Origin of the sequence: Desulfatibacillum alkenivorans DSM 16219, from assembly GCF_900142135.1 — a bacterium.
Taxonomy (GTDB): Bacteria; Desulfobacterota; Desulfobacteria; order Desulfobacterales; family Desulfatibacillaceae; genus Desulfatibacillum; species Desulfatibacillum alkenivorans.
On record NZ_FQZU01000002.1, the window covers coordinates 98379 to 118937 of the forward strand.

13 protein-coding genes are annotated in these 20559 nt (G+C 57.3%); 12 read left to right on the top strand and 1 reads right to left on the bottom strand.

Going from position 1 to position 20559, the window contains the following annotated elements:
• Nucleotides 1-12: 12 nt before the first annotated feature.
• The 10 genes from BUE18_RS02410 (at nt 13) to BUE18_RS02455 (ending at nt 13301) form a co-directional block, all read left to right on the top strand.
• Nucleotides 13-888, top strand: coding sequence for a CheR family methyltransferase (locus BUE18_RS02410; RefSeq protein WP_073472502.1), 876 nt, complete (start codon nt 13-15; stop codon nt 886-888).
• Nucleotides 888-1460 (top strand): response regulator, encoded by a 573-nt coding sequence (locus tag BUE18_RS02415; RefSeq protein ID WP_073472504.1) that lies wholly within the window; start codon nt 888-890, stop codon nt 1458-1460. Before BUE18_RS02410 ends, BUE18_RS02415 begins: the two co-directional genes overlap by 1 nt.
• Nucleotides 1461-1545: 85 nt before the next feature.
• Nucleotides 1546-2253, top strand: coding sequence for a GntR family transcriptional regulator (locus BUE18_RS02420; RefSeq protein ID WP_073472506.1), 708 nt, complete (start codon nt 1546-1548; stop codon nt 2251-2253).
• Nucleotides 2246-3841 carry an FAD-binding oxidoreductase gene (locus tag BUE18_RS02425; RefSeq protein WP_073472507.1) on the top strand — a complete coding sequence of 532 codons (1596 nt, stop codon included), beginning with the start codon at nt 2246-2248 and terminating at the stop codon, nt 3839-3841. The genes BUE18_RS02420 and BUE18_RS02425 overlap by 8 nt, the downstream gene beginning before the upstream one ends.
• A 71-nt stretch (nt 3842-3912) precedes the next feature.
• Entirely contained in the window at nt 3913-5469 is a 1557-nt protein-coding gene (locus BUE18_RS02430; protein WP_073472509.1) for a glycerol-3-phosphate dehydrogenase/oxidase, read from the top strand.
• A 33-nt stretch (nt 5470-5502) separates the two neighbouring features.
• Nucleotides 5503-7062: an FGGY-family carbohydrate kinase gene (locus BUE18_RS02435; protein ID WP_073472511.1), complete on the top strand. Its 1560-nt coding sequence runs from the start codon at nt 5503-5505 to the stop codon at nt 7060-7062.
• A 337-nt stretch (nt 7063-7399) separates the two neighbouring features.
• Complete coding sequence (locus tag BUE18_RS02440; protein WP_083610716.1) at nt 7400-9007, top strand: tetratricopeptide repeat protein; 1608 nt, start codon at nt 7400-7402, stop codon at nt 9005-9007.
• Nucleotides 9008-9036: 29 nt separating this feature from the next.
• Nucleotides 9037-11025: a tetratricopeptide repeat protein gene (locus BUE18_RS02445; RefSeq protein WP_170868238.1), complete on the top strand. Its 1989-nt coding sequence runs from the start codon at nt 9037-9039 to the stop codon at nt 11023-11025.
• Nucleotides 11026-11187: 162 nt separating this feature from the next.
• Nucleotides 11188-12465, top strand: coding sequence for a radical SAM protein (locus BUE18_RS02450; protein WP_073472866.1), 1278 nt, complete (start codon nt 11188-11190; stop codon nt 12463-12465).
• A gap of 95 nt (nt 12466-12560) precedes the next feature.
• A complete protein-coding gene (locus tag BUE18_RS02455) occupies nt 12561-13301 on the top strand; it encodes a DUF3800 domain-containing protein (protein WP_073472517.1) in 741 nt (246 codons plus the stop codon).
• A 398-nt stretch (nt 13302-13699) separates the two neighbouring features.
• Here the strand turns inward: BUE18_RS02455 and BUE18_RS02460 are convergent, their stop codons facing one another.
• On the bottom strand, nt 13700-16843 hold the full coding sequence (locus BUE18_RS02460) for a sigma-54-dependent Fis family transcriptional regulator (protein WP_073472518.1): 3144 nt from the start codon (nt 16841-16843) through the stop codon (nt 13700-13702).
• Between the two features lie 311 nt (nt 16844-17154).
• Here BUE18_RS02460 and BUE18_RS02465 point away from each other — a divergent pair, with 311 nt between their 5' ends.
• A complete protein-coding gene (locus tag BUE18_RS02465) occupies nt 17155-18930 on the top strand; it encodes an acyclic terpene utilization AtuA family protein (protein WP_073472520.1) in 1776 nt (591 codons plus the stop codon).
• Between the two features lie 14 nt (nt 18931-18944).
• Nucleotides 18945-20522 (top strand): class I adenylate-forming enzyme family protein, encoded by a 1578-nt coding sequence (locus BUE18_RS02470; RefSeq protein WP_073472522.1) that lies wholly within the window; start codon nt 18945-18947, stop codon nt 20520-20522.
• The last annotated feature ends 37 nt before the right edge of the window (nt 20523-20559 follow it).

Below are 20559 nucleotides of genomic sequence, written 5' to 3' on the forward strand. Positions count from 1 at the left end.
TAGGATGGTATTATGGATTTTGGACGGAAACAAAAAACAAGCAGGCTCCAATTAAGGGAGATTTCGCCTGACGAGGCGCGGCGCGTATGCCGGTTTGTACTTCAAATAGCTGGAATCTCCCTCAATTCCAGTAAAAACCGGTTCCTGGAGACCCGGTTGAACCCCTTGCTCGAAAAATATGGAATCCCCGATTACTGGTCCTTGCTTACGGAGGCCAAGGCAGACGCCTCCGGAGTCATGGCTCAGGATATTATCGACGCGGTGGCCACCAACGAAACCCGTTTTTTTCGCGATGCAGGCCCGTTCGAGCTGTTTCAGTACAAGATAATTCCTTACCTGACGGCCAATCGGCTCCCGGACTCAACAGGCAAGATTCCCATTCGCATATGGAGCGCGGCCTGCTCCACCGGCCAGGAAGTATACAGCCTGGCCATGTGCCTCAAGGAAAGCCTGTCGAATTTGAGAAATTACAAAATCACCCTGTTGGGGTCTGACATTTCCCAGCGGGCCCTGGACCGGGCCAAGGAAGGCGTATATTCCAAATTCGAAACTGCACGGGGGCTGGATGAAGCCCGTTTAAAAAAGTTCTTTACCCCGGAGGGGAACGCCTATAGAATTCGCGCCGAAATCCGCGAGATGGTGAGTTTTAAATCGGTGAACCTGCTGGAGCCCGTCAACGGTTTTAAAGAGTGGGACCTTATTCTCTGCCGCAATGTGGCGATCTATTTTCGGCAGGATCACCGCAAATGGCTGTTTAACCAGTTGGCCAACGCCCTGGAGCCCGACGGCTTCCTGGTGGCCGGCGCCTCCGAGTCCCTGGCGGCCATGTGCTCCCGGTTTATCCCTAAAATGTTTTCCAGCTGCACCTATTATCAAAGGAGATTCTGATGTGCGCCTTACATGCCTTGGTTGTGGATGACGAAACCAGCGCCCGTATGCTCTTGGAGCGCGGCGTGGCTAACGCCGGCTTCTCTGTGGAATCCGCCGAAGACGGAGTCCAGGCAGCCAACATGATCCGGAAAAAGCTCTACGACCTGGTGGTCACCGACCTCATGATGCCCGGCGAAGTGGACGGCGTCGGAGTTCTGGAAGCAGCCAAGGCCCGCTCTCCCCGCACCTCCGTGGTGCTCATTACCGGCCACGCCTCCGTGGAAACCGCCGTGGAAGCCATGAAAAAAGGCGCGGACGACTACCTGCAAAAACCCATTCACCTGGACGAACTGGCCATTAAAATAGGACGGGTGCGCGACCTGAACCTGCTGGTCAGAGACTCCCAGGAACTCCAGGAAGCCATGGACGTCACCGAATCCTCCGCCGCGGAAACCATTCGCGAACTGGACGCCAAAGTGAGCGAACTCCAGCTTGTCCTGGATTCGGTGCGAGGCATTCTGTCCAGCGAGGCCCCCCACGACCGAAAGATCGTCAAGGCTCTGGAGGCCTTGGCCGAGCCCAACACCTGATCCTTGTGTAAATAATCAAACGCATGGTAAAAAAAGTATTGACATGGGCGCCGAAACTGGTATGACCTCTTACCAGGAGACGCCCATGGAAGACGCTAAATTGCTCAAGCCGGCGCAATACGCCGAAAATCAAATCCTCACCGCCATCCTGGAAGGGAAGTATCCCCCAGGCGCGTGCCTCCCCGGAGAACGCGCCCTGGCCCAGGAACTAGGGGTGACAAGGCCCACCCTCCGGGAAACCCTGCACCGCCTGGCCGCGGAAGGCTGGATCGCCATCCGCCACGGCAAGCCCACCATCGTCAACGATTACTGGACCAAGGGCGGGCTGGGCCTGCTTTCCACCATGGCCAGATACGGCCGGTTTTTGCCCAAGAATTTTATAGTGCACTTATTGGAACTGCGTGTGGTGCTCATACCCAGCGTGGCGGCCATGGCCAGCGAACGCAATCCCGAGGATTTAGCCAGGCATCTGGCCTTGGCCAAAAGCCTGGAGGACGATCCCGAGGCTTTCGCCCAATATGACTGGAGCCTGCAGGAATTGATGGCCAAGGCCTCCAAAAACTTTACCTTTCCCATGATTTTGAACGATTTCGGCCCCCTGTTTAAAAACCTCGCTCACACGTATTTTTCTTTGGCAAGGGGCAGGGCGGCCTCAAAAAAATATTACTCAAGCCTGGCTCAAGCCTTGGAACTGGGGCCGGAGGCGGTCAAAGAGGCGGCCCGAGCCGCCATGCAGGACAGCATTGCAATCTGGAACGATTTGCACCAGAAGGAAGGGGGATTACATGATTAGGTATAATGGATGGGGAGACGAGTCCGTCACCATGGAAACGGCCAAAAAGGGCCTTGAAATGCTCAAGGACGTTGTAGGACCGGGCCAGCCGGGCGAAGATTGCCCTTTAGCGAAGATGTTGGCCAAGGTCGGCCCCTCGCGCCTCCCCGAGCACAGCCTGCTGAGCCGGGAGCCCATGGACCGCTATACTCACGCCCACGGTCAGAGCCTGCCGGATTGGATCGCCATGCGCGGGGGAACGCTGGAAAACTTTCCCGACGCCGTGGCTTATCCCACGTCTTCCCAGGAAGTGGAGGACGTCATGGAATTCGCCCAGGACAACGACTGCCTTGTCATTCCCTACGGCGGCGGCACCAGCGTGGTGGGGCATTTGAACGTCCCCAAGTCGAACCGGCCGGTATTGTCCCTTTCCCTGGAGCGCATGACCCGGCTGGTCGACCTGGACCGGTACAGCAGCCTGGCCAATTTTGAAGCCGGAGTGCGGGGCGTGGATCTGGAGGCGCAGCTTCGGGCTCTTGGCTACACCCTGGGGCACTATCCCCAGTCCTTTGAATACTCCACCCTGGGCGGTTGGGTGGTCACCCGGTCCAGCGGCCAGCAGTCCATGCATTTCGGCAGGATCGATCAGTTGTTTTTAGGCGGCGAGATGATTACCCCCCGGGGGACGATGAAACTCCCGGCGCTTCCCGCTTCCGCGGCGGGCCCGGACCTGCGCCAGTTGGTCCTGGGCTCCGAAGGCCGCATGGGCGTGCTCACCAACGCCTCGGTCAAGGTCCAGCCCTTGCCTGAGATGGACCAGGTTTACGGCATGGTCTTTCCCACGTGGAATCACGGCGTGGACGCGGTGCGCGAGTTGGCCTCGGCCAGCCTGCCGTTGTCCATGATGCGCCTTTCCAATCCCAAGGAAACCAAGACCAACCTGGCTTTGTCCGGGCACGAAACCCAGACCAAGCTGTTGAACCAATATCTTTCCATGCGGGGGATCGATCCCGAAAAAGCCTGTATGGCTTTGGTGGGCGTCATCGGCGCCAAAAAGGTCGCCCGGGCCGGCAAGTCCAAGGCCTGGAGCATCGCGAAAAAACACCGGGGCGTGATCATAGGAAAGACCATGGGCGAGTCCTGGGAGAAAAAACGCTTTCTTATCCCGTACCTGCGGAACACCCTATGGGAGCAAGGCTACGTGGTGGACACCCTGGAAACCGCCGTCACCTGGGACAAGGTGACCAACCTCCTGCAATCCATAGACGGCGCCGTCACCGAGGCCATGGCCGGATTTGACGAAAAGATCCATGTCTTCACCCATCTGTCCCATATCTATCCCACCGGGTCCAGCATCTACACCAGCTACGTCTTTAGGCTGGGGGAAAACCCGGCCCAGACCTACGAACGCTTTCTGGCCCTGAAGACCGCGGCCAGCAAGGAGATCGTCAAGGCCGGCGGAACCATCACCCATCAGCACGGGGTGGGTGTGGATCATAAGGCTTATCTGCCCGCGGAAAAAGGCCCTCTTGGCATGGAAATTCTGCAGGACGTCGTCAAATTGTGCGACCCGGACCAGAGGATGAACACGGGCAAGCTGCTGGACTAAGGGCCTGGAACAAGGTATGAATAACGACTAATTACCGTTTTGGCCTTGTTGAGGGAAAAGGAGCAACGACAATGAGTTTTAAGGATTTGCCCAAGGAATTCGATCTGATTGTTATTGGCGGGGGAATCACCGGCGCCGGCATCCTGCGGGAAGCCGTCAGATGCGGCCTGCGCACCCTTTTGGTGGAAAAACAGGATTTCGCCCAGGGAACCTCCAGCCGCAGTTCCAAGATGGTGCACGGCGGCTTGAGATATTTGAAGGAAGGCAAGATTTTTCTCACCAAAGCGGCGGTGGAGGAGCGCTGCCGCCTTTTGAACGAAGCGCCGGGCCTGGTGGAGAAAATGGGCTTCTTATGGCCCATCTACAAAGGCGAGTCTCCGGGCAAGCATTCGTTGGAAATCGGCCTGACCTTGTACGATTTTATGGCTCGGGAAAAGCAGCACGAATATTTTCACTCCGGCAAATTTCTTTTGCTTACGCCCCATGTGCGGCAGGACAAACTTATCGGCGGCTTTAAGTTTTTTGACGCCCAGGTGGACGACGCCCGGCTGGTCATGCGTCTGATCACCGAATCCAGGGACCTGGGGGGGACCGCCCTGAACTATACGGCCGCAACGCAAATTCTGCGGGACGAAGAAAACTGCGCTGTCGGCGTCGCCATCCAAGACGTGGAAACCGGGGAGACCTTCACTGCGGCCTCCCGGGCGGTCATCAACGCCACGGGCTGGTGGGCCGAGCGCTTGTATCCCTCCCCGGTGGAAGGGCTGCATATCCGCCCCCTGCGCGGCAGCCACATCCTGTTTCCGGCCCACAAGCTGCCCGCCGCCCAGGCAGTGGCCTTCGCCCATCCCGTGGACAAACGGCCGATTTTCGTCCTGCCCTGGGAAGGCGCCACCATGGTGGGCACCACGGACCTGGACCACAAGGACGATCCCTGGCAGGAGCCCGCCATGAGCCGGCGCGAGCTGGACTACATCATGGACGGCATCCACGGGGTCTATCCTTCCTTGCAAATTGGCGAATCGGACATTATTTCCAGCTTTGCAGGCGTGCGTCCGGTGCTCAGCCGGGGCAAAAAGGACCCGTCCCAGGAATCCCGCGAGCACGTGGTGTGGGTGGACAAGGGGCTGGTCACCATCATCGGCGGCAAGCTCACCACCTTCAGGCTCATGGCCCTGGACGCTCTGGAAGCGGCCGAACCCTTTATGGAGCGCATTCCCCAGCACAAGCCGGGCGAGCCCATATTCGCGCCCGTTCCCGCACAAAAACCGGCGGACGACAAAGGCCTCACCGCCCAGGCGTGGCGCAGGCTGTACGGCAGGTACGGGGTCAAGGCCCCTCAGTTGGTTGAGGAAGCCCCGGAAGGCGCCCTGGAAGCCGTGGGCGACACCGAAACCCTGTATGCGGAGCTGCCCTGGGCCGCCAAAAATGAAACCATCCGGCGCCTTTCAGACCTCATGCTCAGGAGAACCCGCCTGGGCCTGTTGACGCCCAAAGGCGGCGAGGAGTTTTTGGACCGCATCATCGAGTACTGCAAGCCGTTCCTGGATTGGGACGACGAGCGCTGGGAAGAGGAGCGGGAAGCCTACCTGGAAATAGTTAAAAAAGCCTATTCCATTCCGGCCTGACAGCCGCAACGCTCATAAAAAGGGGGGAGCATTGTGAGCGCAAAGGATCTGCTGCTTGCCATAGACAACGGAACCCAGAGCATCAAAGCCCTGCTTTTCGACCCGGAGGGAAACCTCCTGGCCAAGGAGCAGGTGCATTTTGAGCCGTACTTTTCCCAAAAACCGGGCTGGACCGAGCAGGACCCGTTGGTCTACTGGAACTCGTTGTGCACGGCCTGCCAGAGGTTGTGGAAACGGGAAGGGGTGGATAAATCCCGCATTGCCGGGGTTTCCCTGACCACCCAGCGGTCCAGCGTCATCAACGTGGACGGCAAGGGAAATCCGCTCCGGCCCGCCATGCTGTGGCTGGATCAGCGCAAGACGGAAAACCATCCGGGCGCCGGACCTTTCTGGAACGCCCTGTTCACCGTCGCCGGCGCCAAGTCCACGGTGGATCATTTTCTTTCCGAGGCGCAGTCCTCCTGGATCATGACCCGGCAGCCGGAAATCTGGAAGAACACCCACAAATACCTGCTTTTGTCAGGCTACCTGACCTTCAAGCTGCTGGACAAATTCGTGGATTCCACGTCCAGCCAGGTGGGGTACATTCCCTTCAACTATCGCAAGCTCAAATGGGCCAATTCCCTGGACTTCCGGTGGAGAGCCCAAGGCTTGAAGCCCCGGCAAATGCCGGAGCTCATCGAGGCGGCCAAGGTTTTGGGAGAGATTACTTCCCAGGCCTCGGAGGCCACGGGCATTCCCAAAGGGCTGCCGCTCATAGCGGGCGCTGCGGACAAGGCCTGCGAGGTGCTCGGCTCGGGAGGCCTGGAGCCCTCCCTGGGCTGCCTCAGCTACGGCACGACGGCCACCATCAACGTGGCCAGCAAAAAGCCGGTCTCGCCGTTTTGGCTGGCGCCGCCGTATCCCGCCGCCATACCCGGCGCCTACAATATCGAGGTGGAAATTTTTCGCGGATATTGGATGGTAAGCTGGTTCAAAAAGGAGTTCGGCTTTGAAGAGCGCATGGAAGCCATGGAAAAAGGCACGGAGCCGGAAATCCTGTTCGAAAAGCTGGTGAAGGAAGCCCCGCCCGGCTCCATGGGATTGATGCTTCAGCCTTACTGGACCCCGGGCATCAAGCATCCGGGACCGGAGGGCAAGGGCGCGATCATCGGGTTCGGCGACGTGCACACCAGGGCTCACGTCTACCGCTCCATCCTGGAAGGGCTGGCCTACGCCTTGCGGGAGGGCAAGGAACGCTTGGAAAAACGCACCGGGACTCCCATCAACCGGCTGGCGGTCTCCGGCGGAGGATCCCAGAGCGACAGCGCCATGCAGATTACGGCCGACGTGTTCGGCCTGCCTGCGGTGCGGCCCCATTTGTACGAAACCTCGGGCCTTGGCGCGGCCATGATCGCCGCCGTGGGGCTTGGCCTGCACAAGGATTTTGATCAGGCCGTCTCCGCCATGACAAGGCCCGGCGCCGAGTTTCTTCCCATTGAGGAAAACCGTCAACTTTACCATCGCCTGTACAAGGAAGTCTTTCTTAAAATGTACAAAAGGCTGGGCCCCATTTACAAAAGCATCCGGGACATCACGGGATATCCTTCTTGACGCCAAATCGGGTTAAGGCGGGAGTAGGGCAACTGGTGAATCTCAAGGCGCCTATTTTGTTGGGTTTCGCGGCATGATATCGGCCTTTTATTGCGCCTGAACAAGATGCATTTAAAGTTATTTCAGCATCCTTTTTCATCGCTCTACCCAACCTACGTCCTATCCTTGTGCGACGTAGGTTGGGTAGAGCTTGAACAATGCTTCATAGGAAGCCTGTCTATGTTGCGCCGGATTAATGGTCAAAACCGGAAACCTATGTGCGAAACCCAACAAAAATAATGCCTTGGAATTCAATTACTTGTTTGAACGCAACTTGGGATTATAGTATAAACGCCTTATGCAAAACAGTCGCGCCCTCATACTTTGGGCTATTGGCCTTGGACTGATTTCATTCGGGTTGTATTGGCAGACGATTCATTTCGGCGCCGTCAATCTGGACGATCCCTGGTATCTGGTTTCCAACCCCCAGGTCAACCAGGGCTTGAGCTGGCAGGCCGTCAAGCATGCTTTCGGCCCGGAGCAGGCCACATACTGGCATCCCTTGGCCACCCTTTCGGCCATGACCGACTTTTCCCTGTTCGGGCCCCGCCCCGGGGGGCACCACTTTTCCAGCGCACTCATTCATGCGGCGACCGCCGCCCTTTTTTTTCTGGCCCTTCACGCCATGACCCGCCAGCTCTGGCCCAGCCTTTTGGCGGCCTTGCTGTTCGCCGTGCATCCCATCAATGTGGAGGCCGTGTGCTGGCTGACGCAGCGCAAAACCATCCTGACCGGATTGTTTTGTGCAGCGGCCCTTTTATCCTACGCCCATTACGCCCGCAAGCCAGGCTTCTTAAGATATTTGTGGGTATTCGTACTCTCCGGATTTTGCGTCATGTCCAAGCCTTCGGCTGCGCCCCTGCCCATCGCCTTGCTTTTGATCGATTATTGGCCTTTGCGCCGGCTTCCCCAATCCGGCCCGGGGCGGCTGATCCTGGAAAAAATCCCCCTGCTTTGCCTGAGCCTGTTAACCATGATCATGACCTATATTACCGGCCTGCCTTACGGCGGCTTAAATCTGGTCCACGGCGTTCCCATGTTGCTGAGGCTGGAAAACGCGTTCGTTGCGACGATCGTGTATCTGGGCAAGTTTTTTTACTCCACGGGCCCCACGGTGTACGTGCCGTTCCCCGGCGCCCTCCCTTGGTGGAAGCCGGTCTTAGCCCTATTGCTGATTGCCGCCATGACGGCCCTGGCGCTCCGATTTTGCAAAAAGGCCCCGCAGTTGATCGTGGGCCTGCTTTGGTTCTTGGTTTTTTTAACCCCGGTCATCGGGGTGATTCAGGCGGGCGTGTTTCCTGCCTGGGCGGATCGTTACGCCTATTTGCCTTATTGGGGATTGTACATCGCCGCCGCCTGGACCATATTCTCCCTAAAAAAGGCCGACTTCGGGTTCGAAAAATGGGCCACCGCCCTGGCTGCGGTCTGGGTTTGCCTGCTGGGCTTCTCAGCCTGGACCCAGGCCGGGGCGTGGGCCAATGACGTCGCCCTGTTCAGCCGGGCCGTCCGGAATGTTCCCAACAGCCTGATGCTGCGGCATAATTACGGGGTCGCCCTTATGGGGGACGGACGATACGGCGAGGCAGTGGATCAATATGAAAAAGCCCTGGCTCTTATTTCCCCAAAAGACGGGCCGGGGTATCCGGCGTATCTTCGTTTCAGCCTGGGCAACGCGCATTTGGGAAACAAGGACGCCGCCTCGGCCGAGCGGGAATATAAGGCGGCCATCGCCCTGGCGCCCCGGTTTTTTCAGGCGTACAATAACCTGGGCCTTGTTTATTGGGGCAGGGGGCTGGAAAATAAAGCGCAAGCGTGTTTTAACAAGGCCTTGGAGATAAACCCAAATTTTCAGGACGCTAAAAATAACCTGGAAGACATGGGGCGAAGCAGGGAAGCGCCGAATTAGGCGCCGGAGCGACTATGCTGGAGGGGGGCGTGAAAAAGCTGAGCCGGGAGTGGGGGATAGGGCTGGGACTGATCGCCCTGGCCGTCCTGTTGGTCTATTATCCCGTATTCGACTTCAGCCTGATATCCGCGGGGGATTACCAGGTTATATTCGGCAATCCCATCGTGCGCTCCGGCCTCTCCATGGAGGATTGGCCTCAAATTCTCGGCCTGGAAAGCGGCAAGCCCTGGGGGCCTTTGGCCGCATTAGTCCACGCCGCCGTGTTCAGGCTTTTCAAAGACTCTGCGGCCGCCCACCATCTGGTCAATGTGGGCGTGCATTTGATCAATTCCTGGCTTGTGCTGCTTATTTTAAGCCTCTCCACCGGGGATAAAAGGAAAAGCATCCTGACCGCCCTGTTTTTCGCCATCCTGCCGGTCAGCGTGGGCGCGGCCGCCTGGATCGCCCAATTGCGGGCCTTGCTTTGCGCCATGTTCTGCTTGGCCGGCGTTTTTATTTACGTCCTCAAAAAAGGGGTGGGCGGCCGGCTGTGGCCGGCCGCCGTGTTGTTGTGCCATGTCATCGCCCTGTTATGCGGCCCTGAAGCCATTGCCTTTCCCTTCATGCTTGTCATCCTGGATTACTGGCCGCTGGGCCGGATGGATGATGGCGCCGGATCAAAAACCTCTTTCCGGGGAAAAATTCCTCTGCTGATTGCTTCCGCCATGGGCATGGCCTTGGCCTTAATCCCTTATCGCTCCCTTGAGTGGAATGCCGGAATAACGGACCTTTTTTACAGTCAGCTCGGCCATATTTTCTATTGCCTGAAAATGATTTTCTCCCCGGAAGGGATGACGATTTTTTACCCTTACTTCGTCGAACCAATTCCTTACGCCCTGAAGATTTTTCAATCCGTGATCCTGTTGATGACCTGGCTCATATACAAGGCGCGGGAAAAGCGCCCGGCCCTTTGGGCGGGCTGGCTTTGGTTTCTGTTCGTTCAGTTTGGAACGCCTTTTTGGCTGCAAAGCCCGGCCGAGTTCATTTTTGCGGATTGGCACGTCTACCTGCCGTCCATCGGGCTTATTTGGGCGGTGGTCTGGCTGTTTCCCTCTTATGAAAAGACGGCCCATTTCAGAACCAAGGTTCTCGCCTTGGTCTTGGTCGCCGCCCTGGTCCCCAACTATCTGGCGGCCCGCGATTACCTGAACTCCTGGAGGAGCGACAGGGAGGCTTTTATGCGGAATCTCCGTTTTTATCTGGATTATCCGCCCTCTCTGGTCGGCCTGGCAAATTGGCTTAATGCCAATGGATATGAAGAGCTTGCCTTTTCACGATTTTATAAGGCGGTGGAGGTTGATCCCGGCTACGCGCCGGCCCATTATTATCTGGCCAACGCCCTGGCCGCCAAGGGCGACTATGCCGGAGCCGAAGCCCACTATCGGGAAGCCCTCCGCTTGAAGCCCGGCAACCTGCGCGCTTTAAGCCGCCTGGGCGCTCTGCTGACCCGCATGGGGAGGCCTGACGAGGCGGTTCCCCTATTGGAGAAGGCGCTCCGCGCCGACCCGGCGGGAGAAGAGCCGCTGACCACCCTGGCCGGAGCGCTGGCGTCCCTGGACATGCTCCATCAGGCGGAAAAATATTATAGGACGGCCTTGGGTCTGCATCCAAACTCCGGGGCGGCCGCCCAGGGATTGGCCGGAGTGCTGGTTCGCACAGGACGTCCGGAGGAAGCCGCGCCCTTATTGGAAAAGAATCTCGCCATGGGCTTTAACAAGGCCGAAACCCATTTCTCCCTGGGGGACGTCTACCTGCAAGTGCGGGACTATCCCCAGGCAGCCTCCCAGTTTCGCATGGCCATAGCCGAAGATCCCGGCCTGGCCAAGGCCCATAACAGCCTGGGTGCGGTCCTGCTTGTGATGGGCAGGAAGCAGGAAGCCATGGAGCAGTTCTCCAAAGCCCTGGACCTGGACCCCAACTACGCCATGGCCCGGAAAAACCTGGAGTATGTGCAAAAGCTGATCTCCAGCGGAAAATGACAATGTAAAAACATGGCTTCCGGCATTGGTTCCGGCTTGTTTGACGAGACCCATATTTTTTGGGAAGATAAAGGTTGAAGGGGGATGCGTCGCAAAAAAAAGGAGGATTTGCTCCCCCAAAGCGGAAACCTTTATGTGATCAGGCGAGAGGCGAATAAACCCATGGCAGTATACCCGCAGCATCAAATAACCATCAACGGCGAAAAAAAGGGCCTCCAGGCCAAAGGAAAGCCCGGGTTCGACCTTAGATACGGAAAGTATTCGGAAATTATCACCCCGGAGTATGAATTTGCATTCAACCTGAACGGCGAGATTAAATTCATCAAGGGCAGAACCATGGAGTGGCCCCATCCCTTTGAGCAGTTAAAGCGGACCGACGGCAACGACTGGGTTTACTACTCCTGCGGAAAAGAGGGCGGAGAACGGGGCGTCATATTCTGGCTGGGCGAGTATTACCTGCCCTGCCTGCCCTATCCCAACAATTCCCTGGACCGGGCTGAGTATTTTTCCAATCCCGTTGTGATGAAGGCCCTGGGCGCCTGGTCCATGCTGTTCGGAACCCTTTACGAACTCCAGGCCAACGGCCTCCAGCCCGGAGACAAGGACCTGGTGGAGCGCATTCTGGCCCACGACGACAATACTCTGTACCAGCGCTCCAAGCGCCTTCAGGAGATTATCGGCGGCAGGGTGAGCGTGCTTCCCCCGGACACCCGGCACGTGGATTACGAAGTCGTTCCCCTTTCCATATCCCAGGGATGCCTGTACCATTGCGATTTCTGCTGCGTGAAGTCTTCCAACAAGTTTCAGGTGCGGGAAAAAGAGGATATCCTCAAGCAAATCAAAAGCCTCAAGGAGTTTTTCGGCCGCAACCTGGAAAATTACCGCGGGTTGTTTTTAGGAGATCATGACGCTCTGGCAGCCGGCGAGGAAGCGATCACCTTCGCCGTCAAGGAAGCCAAGGAAGTCCTGGACATTGGGGGGAGCGGAGCGCAACAGCCTTTGCTGTTTTTCTTCGGAAGCGTGGGCGCCTTCCTCAAATCAAAGCCCACGCTCATGGACGCCCTGAACCGGTCCGGCTTTCGCGTCTATATCAACCTGGGCTTCGAATCCGTAGACCCGGAAACCCTCAAGTTCATCAAAAAGCCCATCACCCGGGAAAAGGTGTTGGAAGCCTTTGAAAAAATGCATGCCGTGAATGCCCGGTATGAAAATGTTGAAGTCACCGGCAATTTTCTCATGGGGGAACGGTTGCCCCAAGGCCATTTTCCGGCCCTGGAGGATCTGCTGAAAAACGCTCCGGGCCCTTCGCGGGGCAAGGGGGCGGTGTATCTTTCCCCCTTGAAAAACAGGGGGGAGGACGAGCAATTGCTGGACCGCTATTTTGATTTGAAAAGCATCAGCCGACTGCCGGTGTTCGTGTACCTGATCCAAAGGCTTTAAAAGGGGAGAGGCGAAAAAAAAGAAGGGGTATACAAGAACTTATGAACGTTGGATTCATTATCTATGCAACTACCTGAAAAGGTTAATGTAAATCCATGGAATGCTTTGATGACTACATTGTTTATGTTGATGAAAGCGGTGACCATGGACTGGAGTCTATTGATAAGAACTATCCGGTATTCGTCTTGGCTTTTTGTATTTTTAAAAAAAATTCGTATGCTGAATGCATTGCTCCCAACATAGTCAAATTTAAGTTTAAATACTTTGGACACGATCAGGTTGTTTTACATGAACGTGACATAAGGAAATCAAAAGATTGTTTTCGAATTTTACAAAATAGTCAAATAAGACAATCATTTATGGCCGATCTCAATACCTTGGTGGAAACCTGTGAGTTTGTACTTATTGCGAGTGCGATAGACAAAAAACGCCTTCTCGATAGATACAGTTTTCCAAACAATCCTTATGACATAGCTTTAACCTTTGGGTTGGAACGAGTATTTCTATTTCTGCAAAGCAACGTGAAATCCGAAACTGGAAAAACCCACTTGGTTTTTGAAAGTAGAGGACGAAAGGAAGACAAAGATTTGGAGTTAGAGTTTCGGCGTGTATGCAGTCGAAACGCCACGGGCAAAGCGCTTCCTTTCGAAATTATTCTAGCCGATAAAAAAACCAATTCTGCGGGGTTGCAACTAGCTGATTTGATAGCAAGACCCATTGGCAGGCACATCTTGAAACCCAAACAGGAAAATAGAGCATACGACGTCATTAAAAAGAAATTTAACTGCAATCAAAGGGGAGATTTCCTTGGCTGGGGACTGAAAGTGTTTCCCTAAAAAAGCGAAAAGCCCCGGTATTCACCGAAGCCAAGCGCCGACCGAGCATTCCCAGTCCATTTATATCCATATTAGTATTCATGATTTTATGGCTTGTCAATAAAAATGAATTTAGGGGATGTCATATTTATTAATAGATCTCCCGAGATCGTATCCATACTGAACCTCCCAAACATTTTTCAATTCACTTGATTAACGCCTTTTCTCGCCGCTTGTTTTGTCCCAGAGCCTTGCACCGGAAATGTCGGGTTGCTGCGCACGGGCTTGCCATACTTCGGGTTCGGATGCGGCATACCAGCGTTTTTGTGATTCAAATTTCATTGCGCCGCTTCGCGTAACCCGACCTTCATAATGTCTTGAAATCATGCATATTACAGCAGTCTGGAAGGCGTCTCCGATTATTCCTTTTTCCCCACGTCCTTCAACCCCAGTTTGTACATGCGGGAGTACAGGGTGGAGCGCTTCATGCCTAAAATTTCGGCAGCGCCGCCAGGGCCGTCGATGCGGCCTTTGGTTTTTTCCAGCACCTTGGTGATGTACCGGCGCTGCACCTCTTCCATGGTGGGCGCTCCGCTGAAAAAATCCCGGCCTTCGGCCTGGACTCCGCCCCGGATGTCCAGGGCGGGCCTGCGGCCTCCGGATAGAATCACGGCCCGTTCGATGACGTTTTTCAACTCCCTTACATTGCCCGGCCAGGTGTAGCCGGTCAGCATGTCTTCGTCCCGTCCGCTGAAGTTCAGGGGCTTGAAGCCGTATTTGGAGCAGTAATGGTCCAGAAAATGGCGGGCCAGCACAATCACGTCGTCCCCCCGCTCCCGTAACGGGGGCAAAACCAGGTGGATGACGTTCAGCCGGTAATACAAATCCTGGCGGAACCGGCCCTGCTCCACCTCTTTTGCCAGGCTCCGGTTTGTGGCGGCCACCAGCCGGAAGTCGGATTTGACGGCCTGGGCGCCTCCGACCCGGTGGAAGGTCCGGGACTCCAAAGCGCGGAGCAGCTTCACCTGGGTCTGGGGAGGCAGCTCGCCGATTTCGTCAATGAACAAGGTGCCTTCGTGGGCCATTTCGATCAAGCCCAACTTGCGGGAGTCCGCGCCGGTGAAAGCCCCTTTTTCGTGGCCGAAGAGCTCGCTTTCCACCAGGTTTTCCGGGATGGTGGTGGAGTCCACGGTCACCATGGGGCCTTTGGACCGGTTGCTGAAATGGTGAATGCGTTTGACCAGCAGCTCCTTGCCCGTGCCCGTCTCGCCGGTCACCAGGAGGGTGGCTTCTGACCGGGCCGCCATTTCCGCCTGCTCCAAAACTTGGAACATGGCTCTGGACCGGGTGATGATGGAATCGTCCTTGCGCTGGCCGAACCGGATTTCCTTGAACGAGGCCAGGCGGCTGGCCTCCTGGCGCAGCCGGATGCACTCCACCAGATTATGGACGTACCGGGCCAGGTGCTCCGCGCCCAGCTTGAGCAGGGAGTGGGGAACCAGGTCAAAGGCGTCGTTCACGTACATGCTTTCCAGGTATATGACTCCCCGCAGATGTCCGGGGGCTATGATGGGCAGGGCCAGAGCCCGCCGGCGCCCGAGTTCGGCCGGGGCGTCCGGGTCCTGGGGAAGCCCCTCCACGATCACCGCGTCCTCATGAAACGCCCTAACGGCCAGATCCAGGCTGGCGCGGAAGGACGGGGACCCGGTTTCCTGCCGGGACAGGTTGCAGCCCGTACGGAAAATCAGGGAGGCTTCGTCGTTGGGATCGGGGACGAACAGCACGCCCCGTTCGGCGATCAAAAGCAGCAGTTGCCTGCGGATGACCTCGTACAGCAGCTCCTCCTCGTCTTGGATTTGATCCAATACGTTGAGGGCGTTCATGTATCTGGCGATAAAATTCTCCAGGCTGTCTTCGGCTTCTTGCCAGCGCCCTTGCTCATCCAGCAGACGTTGCAACTCCACGGGCAGCAGGTCCTTGTCCAGGCCCATGCCCCGGATTCTCTGCCAGACCTTGAAGGCCACGTCAGCAGCCTGCCCTTGGTTTCCTTCCGCAAGGTGCAGCATGGCCGCGGCGATGAAGGTTTTGTTTTGGGCGAACACCGCGCCGACCTTCTGAAATTGGCGAATGCTGGATTCAAAATCCTCCATGGCCAATAGTGGGCTTTCCCCGTTGCGCAGCCGCTGCTCTCCCCGCAGACGCAGGCCCACGCCGTTTGAAAGCACTCCTTCCTGCTTCATGGCCCGTTCCATTTGCCGTTGATAATTCCATTTGCCCGGCGAGGCGTCCCGCTCCTGCCGGTTGAACTCGGGCAGCATGTCCACGATGAACAAACTGGAGAGCATGGGAGCGGTGGCGGCCTGCCGGCCCTCCACCAGGGCCTGGTGCAAAATGGCGAAGGATTCCTGGTTCCGGTCCTCGTAATAAGCGTGGATCGCCATGCCGGCCCGGGCGATGAACAGGGCGTATTCGTTGTTGGCTTGGGCTGCGTCCTTAAGCGCCTCCTGCAGGTGATGCAGGGCCTGGGGGTTTTTACGGGCCGTGGCCAGGGCCAGGCCCAGCAAAGCCCGGGCGATGCAAGCCACGGCGGACCACCCCATGTCGCGGGCGAGAATCCAGTAGGAGTGGAAAAAGCCCAGGGCCCGGGGAACCTGGCCGTTGAAAAACAGGGTAATGCCCAGGTTCCATAGGATGGTGGGGTAAAAAAGCAGCCGGTCCTGGTTTTGGGCGAAAGATTGCTCCGCCGTCTGAAAGTACCCGACGGCCTCCAAAAATTTTCCCTGGTGGATGCTGCAAAGCCCCAAAAATTCAGCCGCAGCCTTGTGGATGTCCGAATCCCCCAGGCGCTCCACTTCCTCCTTGCCCTGGATGAGCAAGGCCATGGCTTCGCCCGGCCGGCCGTAATAGGCCATGAGCCGCCCCATGTGCAGGCAGGCCAGAGCGTGGGAACGGTCGTCGCCCGAGTTTCTCGCCACGCCTATGGCGGTTTTCAGATAGGCGGACAACACCCGCATGCCCCGTCCCACGGCGTAGGAAAGGTTGGATAGCTCCAGGGTGGATTCGGTGTACAGCCGATCCACGCCGATTCGTCCCATGGTTATGTGGCTGTGGAGCATGGCCACGCCCCGGCTCAACCGCCGGTAGGCCTCGTCATGATCCTTTCTGGTCAGAGACTGGTGAGCCCGCTCCACCTCGATCTCTCCGGCCTTGTCCATCCTGCCCGCCCGGGCCTGAATCCGGGCCATGATTTCCGGCCCCAGGGATTCGGTCAGACCCAGATCTTCGATCTTGTCCGCCAGAAGTCCGTTCAGCCTGTCCGTGTTGCGCACTTCCAGGTCCAGCCGAATCTTCTCCGGCAGGCGGGAGCTCAAACGCAGCAACCCTTCCCCGGCTTCCTGTATCCATCCTTTTTCCCGGCAATGGGCCAGGAGCCGGTCCAGGGACCGGGAGTCCACGGGCGCCAGAGCCTGGGCCACGGACTGGCTGACCGGGGCGCCCAATGTTTCCAGGGCGGTGAGGAATTGCCATTGGTTTTCCTGAAACGGGGGCGGGGACGGGGGCATGGGGCTTCTCCATGGTTAGGGTTGGGGGGATTATGGCCGGAAAAGGGGGTTTCGGTCAAGGAAATTCGCCGATATATCGGCAATTACGCCGATATACCGGCATGAAGGGGGCGGCTCAAGGATGAATACTTTTAGAATTAATCATTAAATCAAACCGTTAAAAAATTGGCAGCCCCTGGCACGCTCCTTGCTCAAATAAAAAAGCACCGGATCGTCCCCCCGGGCGATTGCTGTACCGCCGGGCCGGTCAAACCCGGCGCTGTCAGGCCTTATCCATAAATTCAAACAATCTAATTATTGAGGTGCACATTATGGCCGAGCCAAAGACGTTATTTGACGATAAACTCATCATCGCCAATTGCAGCGGCTTCTTCGGAGACCGTTTTTCCGCAGCCAGGGAAATGGTGGAAGGGGGCCCCATTGACATCCTGAGCGGCGACTATCTGGCGGAGCTCACCATGGCCATCCTGGTGCGCCAGACCATGAAAGACCCCACCAAAGGCTACGCCCATACCTTCCTGAAGCAAATGGAGCAGATCATGGGCCAATGCCTGGATAAAAACATCCGGGTGGTCTCCAACGCCGGAGGCCTGAACCCCAAAGGCCTGGCCGACGAGCTGCAGAGGGTGGCGGGCGAATTGGGGCTGCACCCCAAAATCGCTTATATTGAAGGGGATAACATTCTTCCCCGCATCGCCGAGTTGCAGGAGCAGGGCGAAAATTTCGCCCACCTGGACAAAGGCGTTCATTTGAAAGACGCCGGCGCCATGCCCATCACCGCCAACGCCTATTTCGGCGGCTGGGGAGTGGTGGAAGCCCTGTCCCAGGGCGCGGACATCGTGGTGGGCGGCCGCCTGGCCGACGCCGCCGTGGTCATGGGGCCCGCCGCCTGGAAATTCGGATGGAAACGGGACGACTGGGACAAACTGGCCGGCGCCGCCGTGGCCGGGCACATCATCGAGTGCAGCGGCCAGGCCACCGGAGGCAATTACTCCTTTATCGACGAAGTCCCTTCCTACGACAACGTGGGCTTTCCCATCGCCGAAATGCACGAGGACGGCTCCTTCGTCATCACCAAGCATCCCAACACCGGCGGCCTGGTTTCCGTGGGCACGGTTACGGCCCAGCTTCTTTATGAAGTCCGCGAGCCCAGATACCTGACTCCGGATGTGGGCGCCCGGTTCGATACCATCCGGATCAAGCAGCAGGGCCAGGATCGGGTGGAAGTCTCCGGCGTATGCGGCGAGCCTCCCCCGGACACCACCAAGGTCTGCATCAACAACCTGGACGGCCACACCAACTCATTCACCGTGTTGTTGACGGGCCTGGATATTGAGAAAAAGGCGAAAATTCTGGAAAACGCCCTGTTCAACAGCATCGGCGGCAAGGAGCAGTTCCGCAAGGCCGAGGTTCAGCTCATCCGCACGGACCGTGAAAACCCGGCCTCCAACGAAGAGGCCTTCGCCTACCTGCGCCTGTCCGTCCTGGACCCGGACCCGAAAAAAGTCGGGCTGTTCTCGGCCAAGCTCGTGGAACTGGCCTTGTGCAACATTCCCGGATTCACCGGAACCGCGCCCCCGGCCAAGGGCCGTCCGGTAATCCAGCATTGGCCTACCCTGGTCTCCAGGGACAAGGTGGTCCAGAAGCTCTTTTTTGACGGCAAGGAAATGGAGATCGAGCCCGCGCCCATGGGCCGGGAATTCCCTCCGGTGAAAAGCCTGGAAGTCTCCATCCCGCCCGTCCCTTCGGACGAAAAGGTCGCGGCCCCTCTGGGCCGGGTGTTCGCCACGCGGTCCGGCGACAAAGGCGGAAACGCCAACCTGGGCGTGTGGGGCAAAACCCCCGAGGCCTATGCGTTTTTGCAGGATTTTCTCACCGTGGACAAGCTGAAGGAAATCCTGACCGACATGGCCGGGTATGAAATCGAACGTTACGAGCTGCCAAACCTGTTGGCGCTCAATTTTTATATCATTGGCGTGCTTGGGGACGGAGTATCCGCGTCCCTGCGAATGGATCCGCAGGCTAAAACCCTCGGGGAGTATCTGCGGGCGAAAACCGCGGACATTCCCCGATCATTGTTACCATGACATAAGGAGGGAGTATGAGCGAGATTATCCAAGCCAACACCGTAGGCGAAGCCCTGGAAACGGCCGCATCCAAACGGCCCGGCAGCCCCATGTTTTATTACGAGGACAAGGAGTATTCCTACGCCTCAGTGAATGAAACCGCGGATCGGGTTGCCATGGCTCTGTTGAAGATGGGGTTTGTCCGCGGGGATAAAATAGGCATCATCGGCCTTAATCAGCCGGAGTGGCTGTACATGTACTTCGGCGCGGTGAAAATCGGCGTGGTAATCACCGGGCTCAGCGTGCGGTATCGGGATACGGAGTTGGAATACATCCTGAACCAGAGCGAAACCCGGGCCGTGCTTACGCTCGCCTCCCTCGGCGAAATGAATTACGTCAGCTTTTTCGAAGGATTCAAGCCCCGCATTCCCAAGGTCAAGGAGTTCATATTCATGGGCGGGCCGGGCTTTAAAGGGAGTTTCTCCTTTGAAGACATGCTGGAAACCGAAATCGACAAAACCAGGCTGGACCAGGCAAAAGCCGCCGTGGAGCCGGACGACGCCATCATGATCATCTACACTTCCGGCACCACGGGCGTTCCCAAGGGCGCGGTGTTAAGCCACAAAAGCCAGTTGGCTTCCGCGCGGGGACAGGCCGTGCACACCTCCACCTGCCCGGACGACAACGTGGCCCTGGCTTTGCCCTTCAACCACGTGGGCGGCATTACCTGCGGCGCGATCACCAGCCTTTTGGGCATGGGCAAGTACATACTCATCCCCATGTTCAGCCCGGACCACATTGCAGCCCAGATTAAAAAATACGGATTCACCACCGCCAGCGGCGTTCCGACCATGCATGCCCTGGTGTTGATGAACGAAGCCTATCAGGCCCTGGATCTTTCCCAGTGCCGCATGGCCATTGTGGGCGGCTCCAACGCCGACGACACGCTTCTTAAAAAGATGTACGACTCCTATCCCAACGCAAGGGTCATGAACCTTTACGGCCTGAGCGAAACCTCCGGCGCCGTGGTTTTAAGCCCCTGGGACGGAGACTTTGAAACCACCCTCAAATCCATCGGCAAGCCCATTGCGGATTTTGAAGTCAAGGTGGTGGACGAGTTGGGAAAGGAAGTCGCCCTGGGAGAAACCGGCGAACTGTGCTTCAAAGGCGACGCCGTAACCAAAGGCTATTACAACATGCCGGAGAAAACCGCCGAAACCTTCAGGGACGGCTGGCTGCACACCGGCGACATGGGATACCTGGACGAAGAAGGCTTCATCTACCTGAGGGGCCGCAAAAAGGAAATGTACATCCAGGGCGGATTCAACGTCTATCCCGTGGAAGTGGAAAACCTCATAGCACGCCATCCCAAAGTGGCCATGGTGGCCGGAATCGGCGTGCCCGACGAATACCTGGGAGAGGTGGGGCGCTACTACATTGTACCGTACCCGGACGCCAATCCCACGGAAGAGGAGATCAAGGCCTTCTGCAAGGAGCATTTGGCGGATTACAAGGTCCCCAGGGAGATCGTTTTCAGGGCGGAGCTGCCGTTGACGCCCGCCGGAAAAATTCAGAAGTCCAAGTTGGAGGAAGAAGCAAAAGAAGGGAAATAACCGGTTAGGGGGCATGATTCGAGATCGGAAGGCCCGG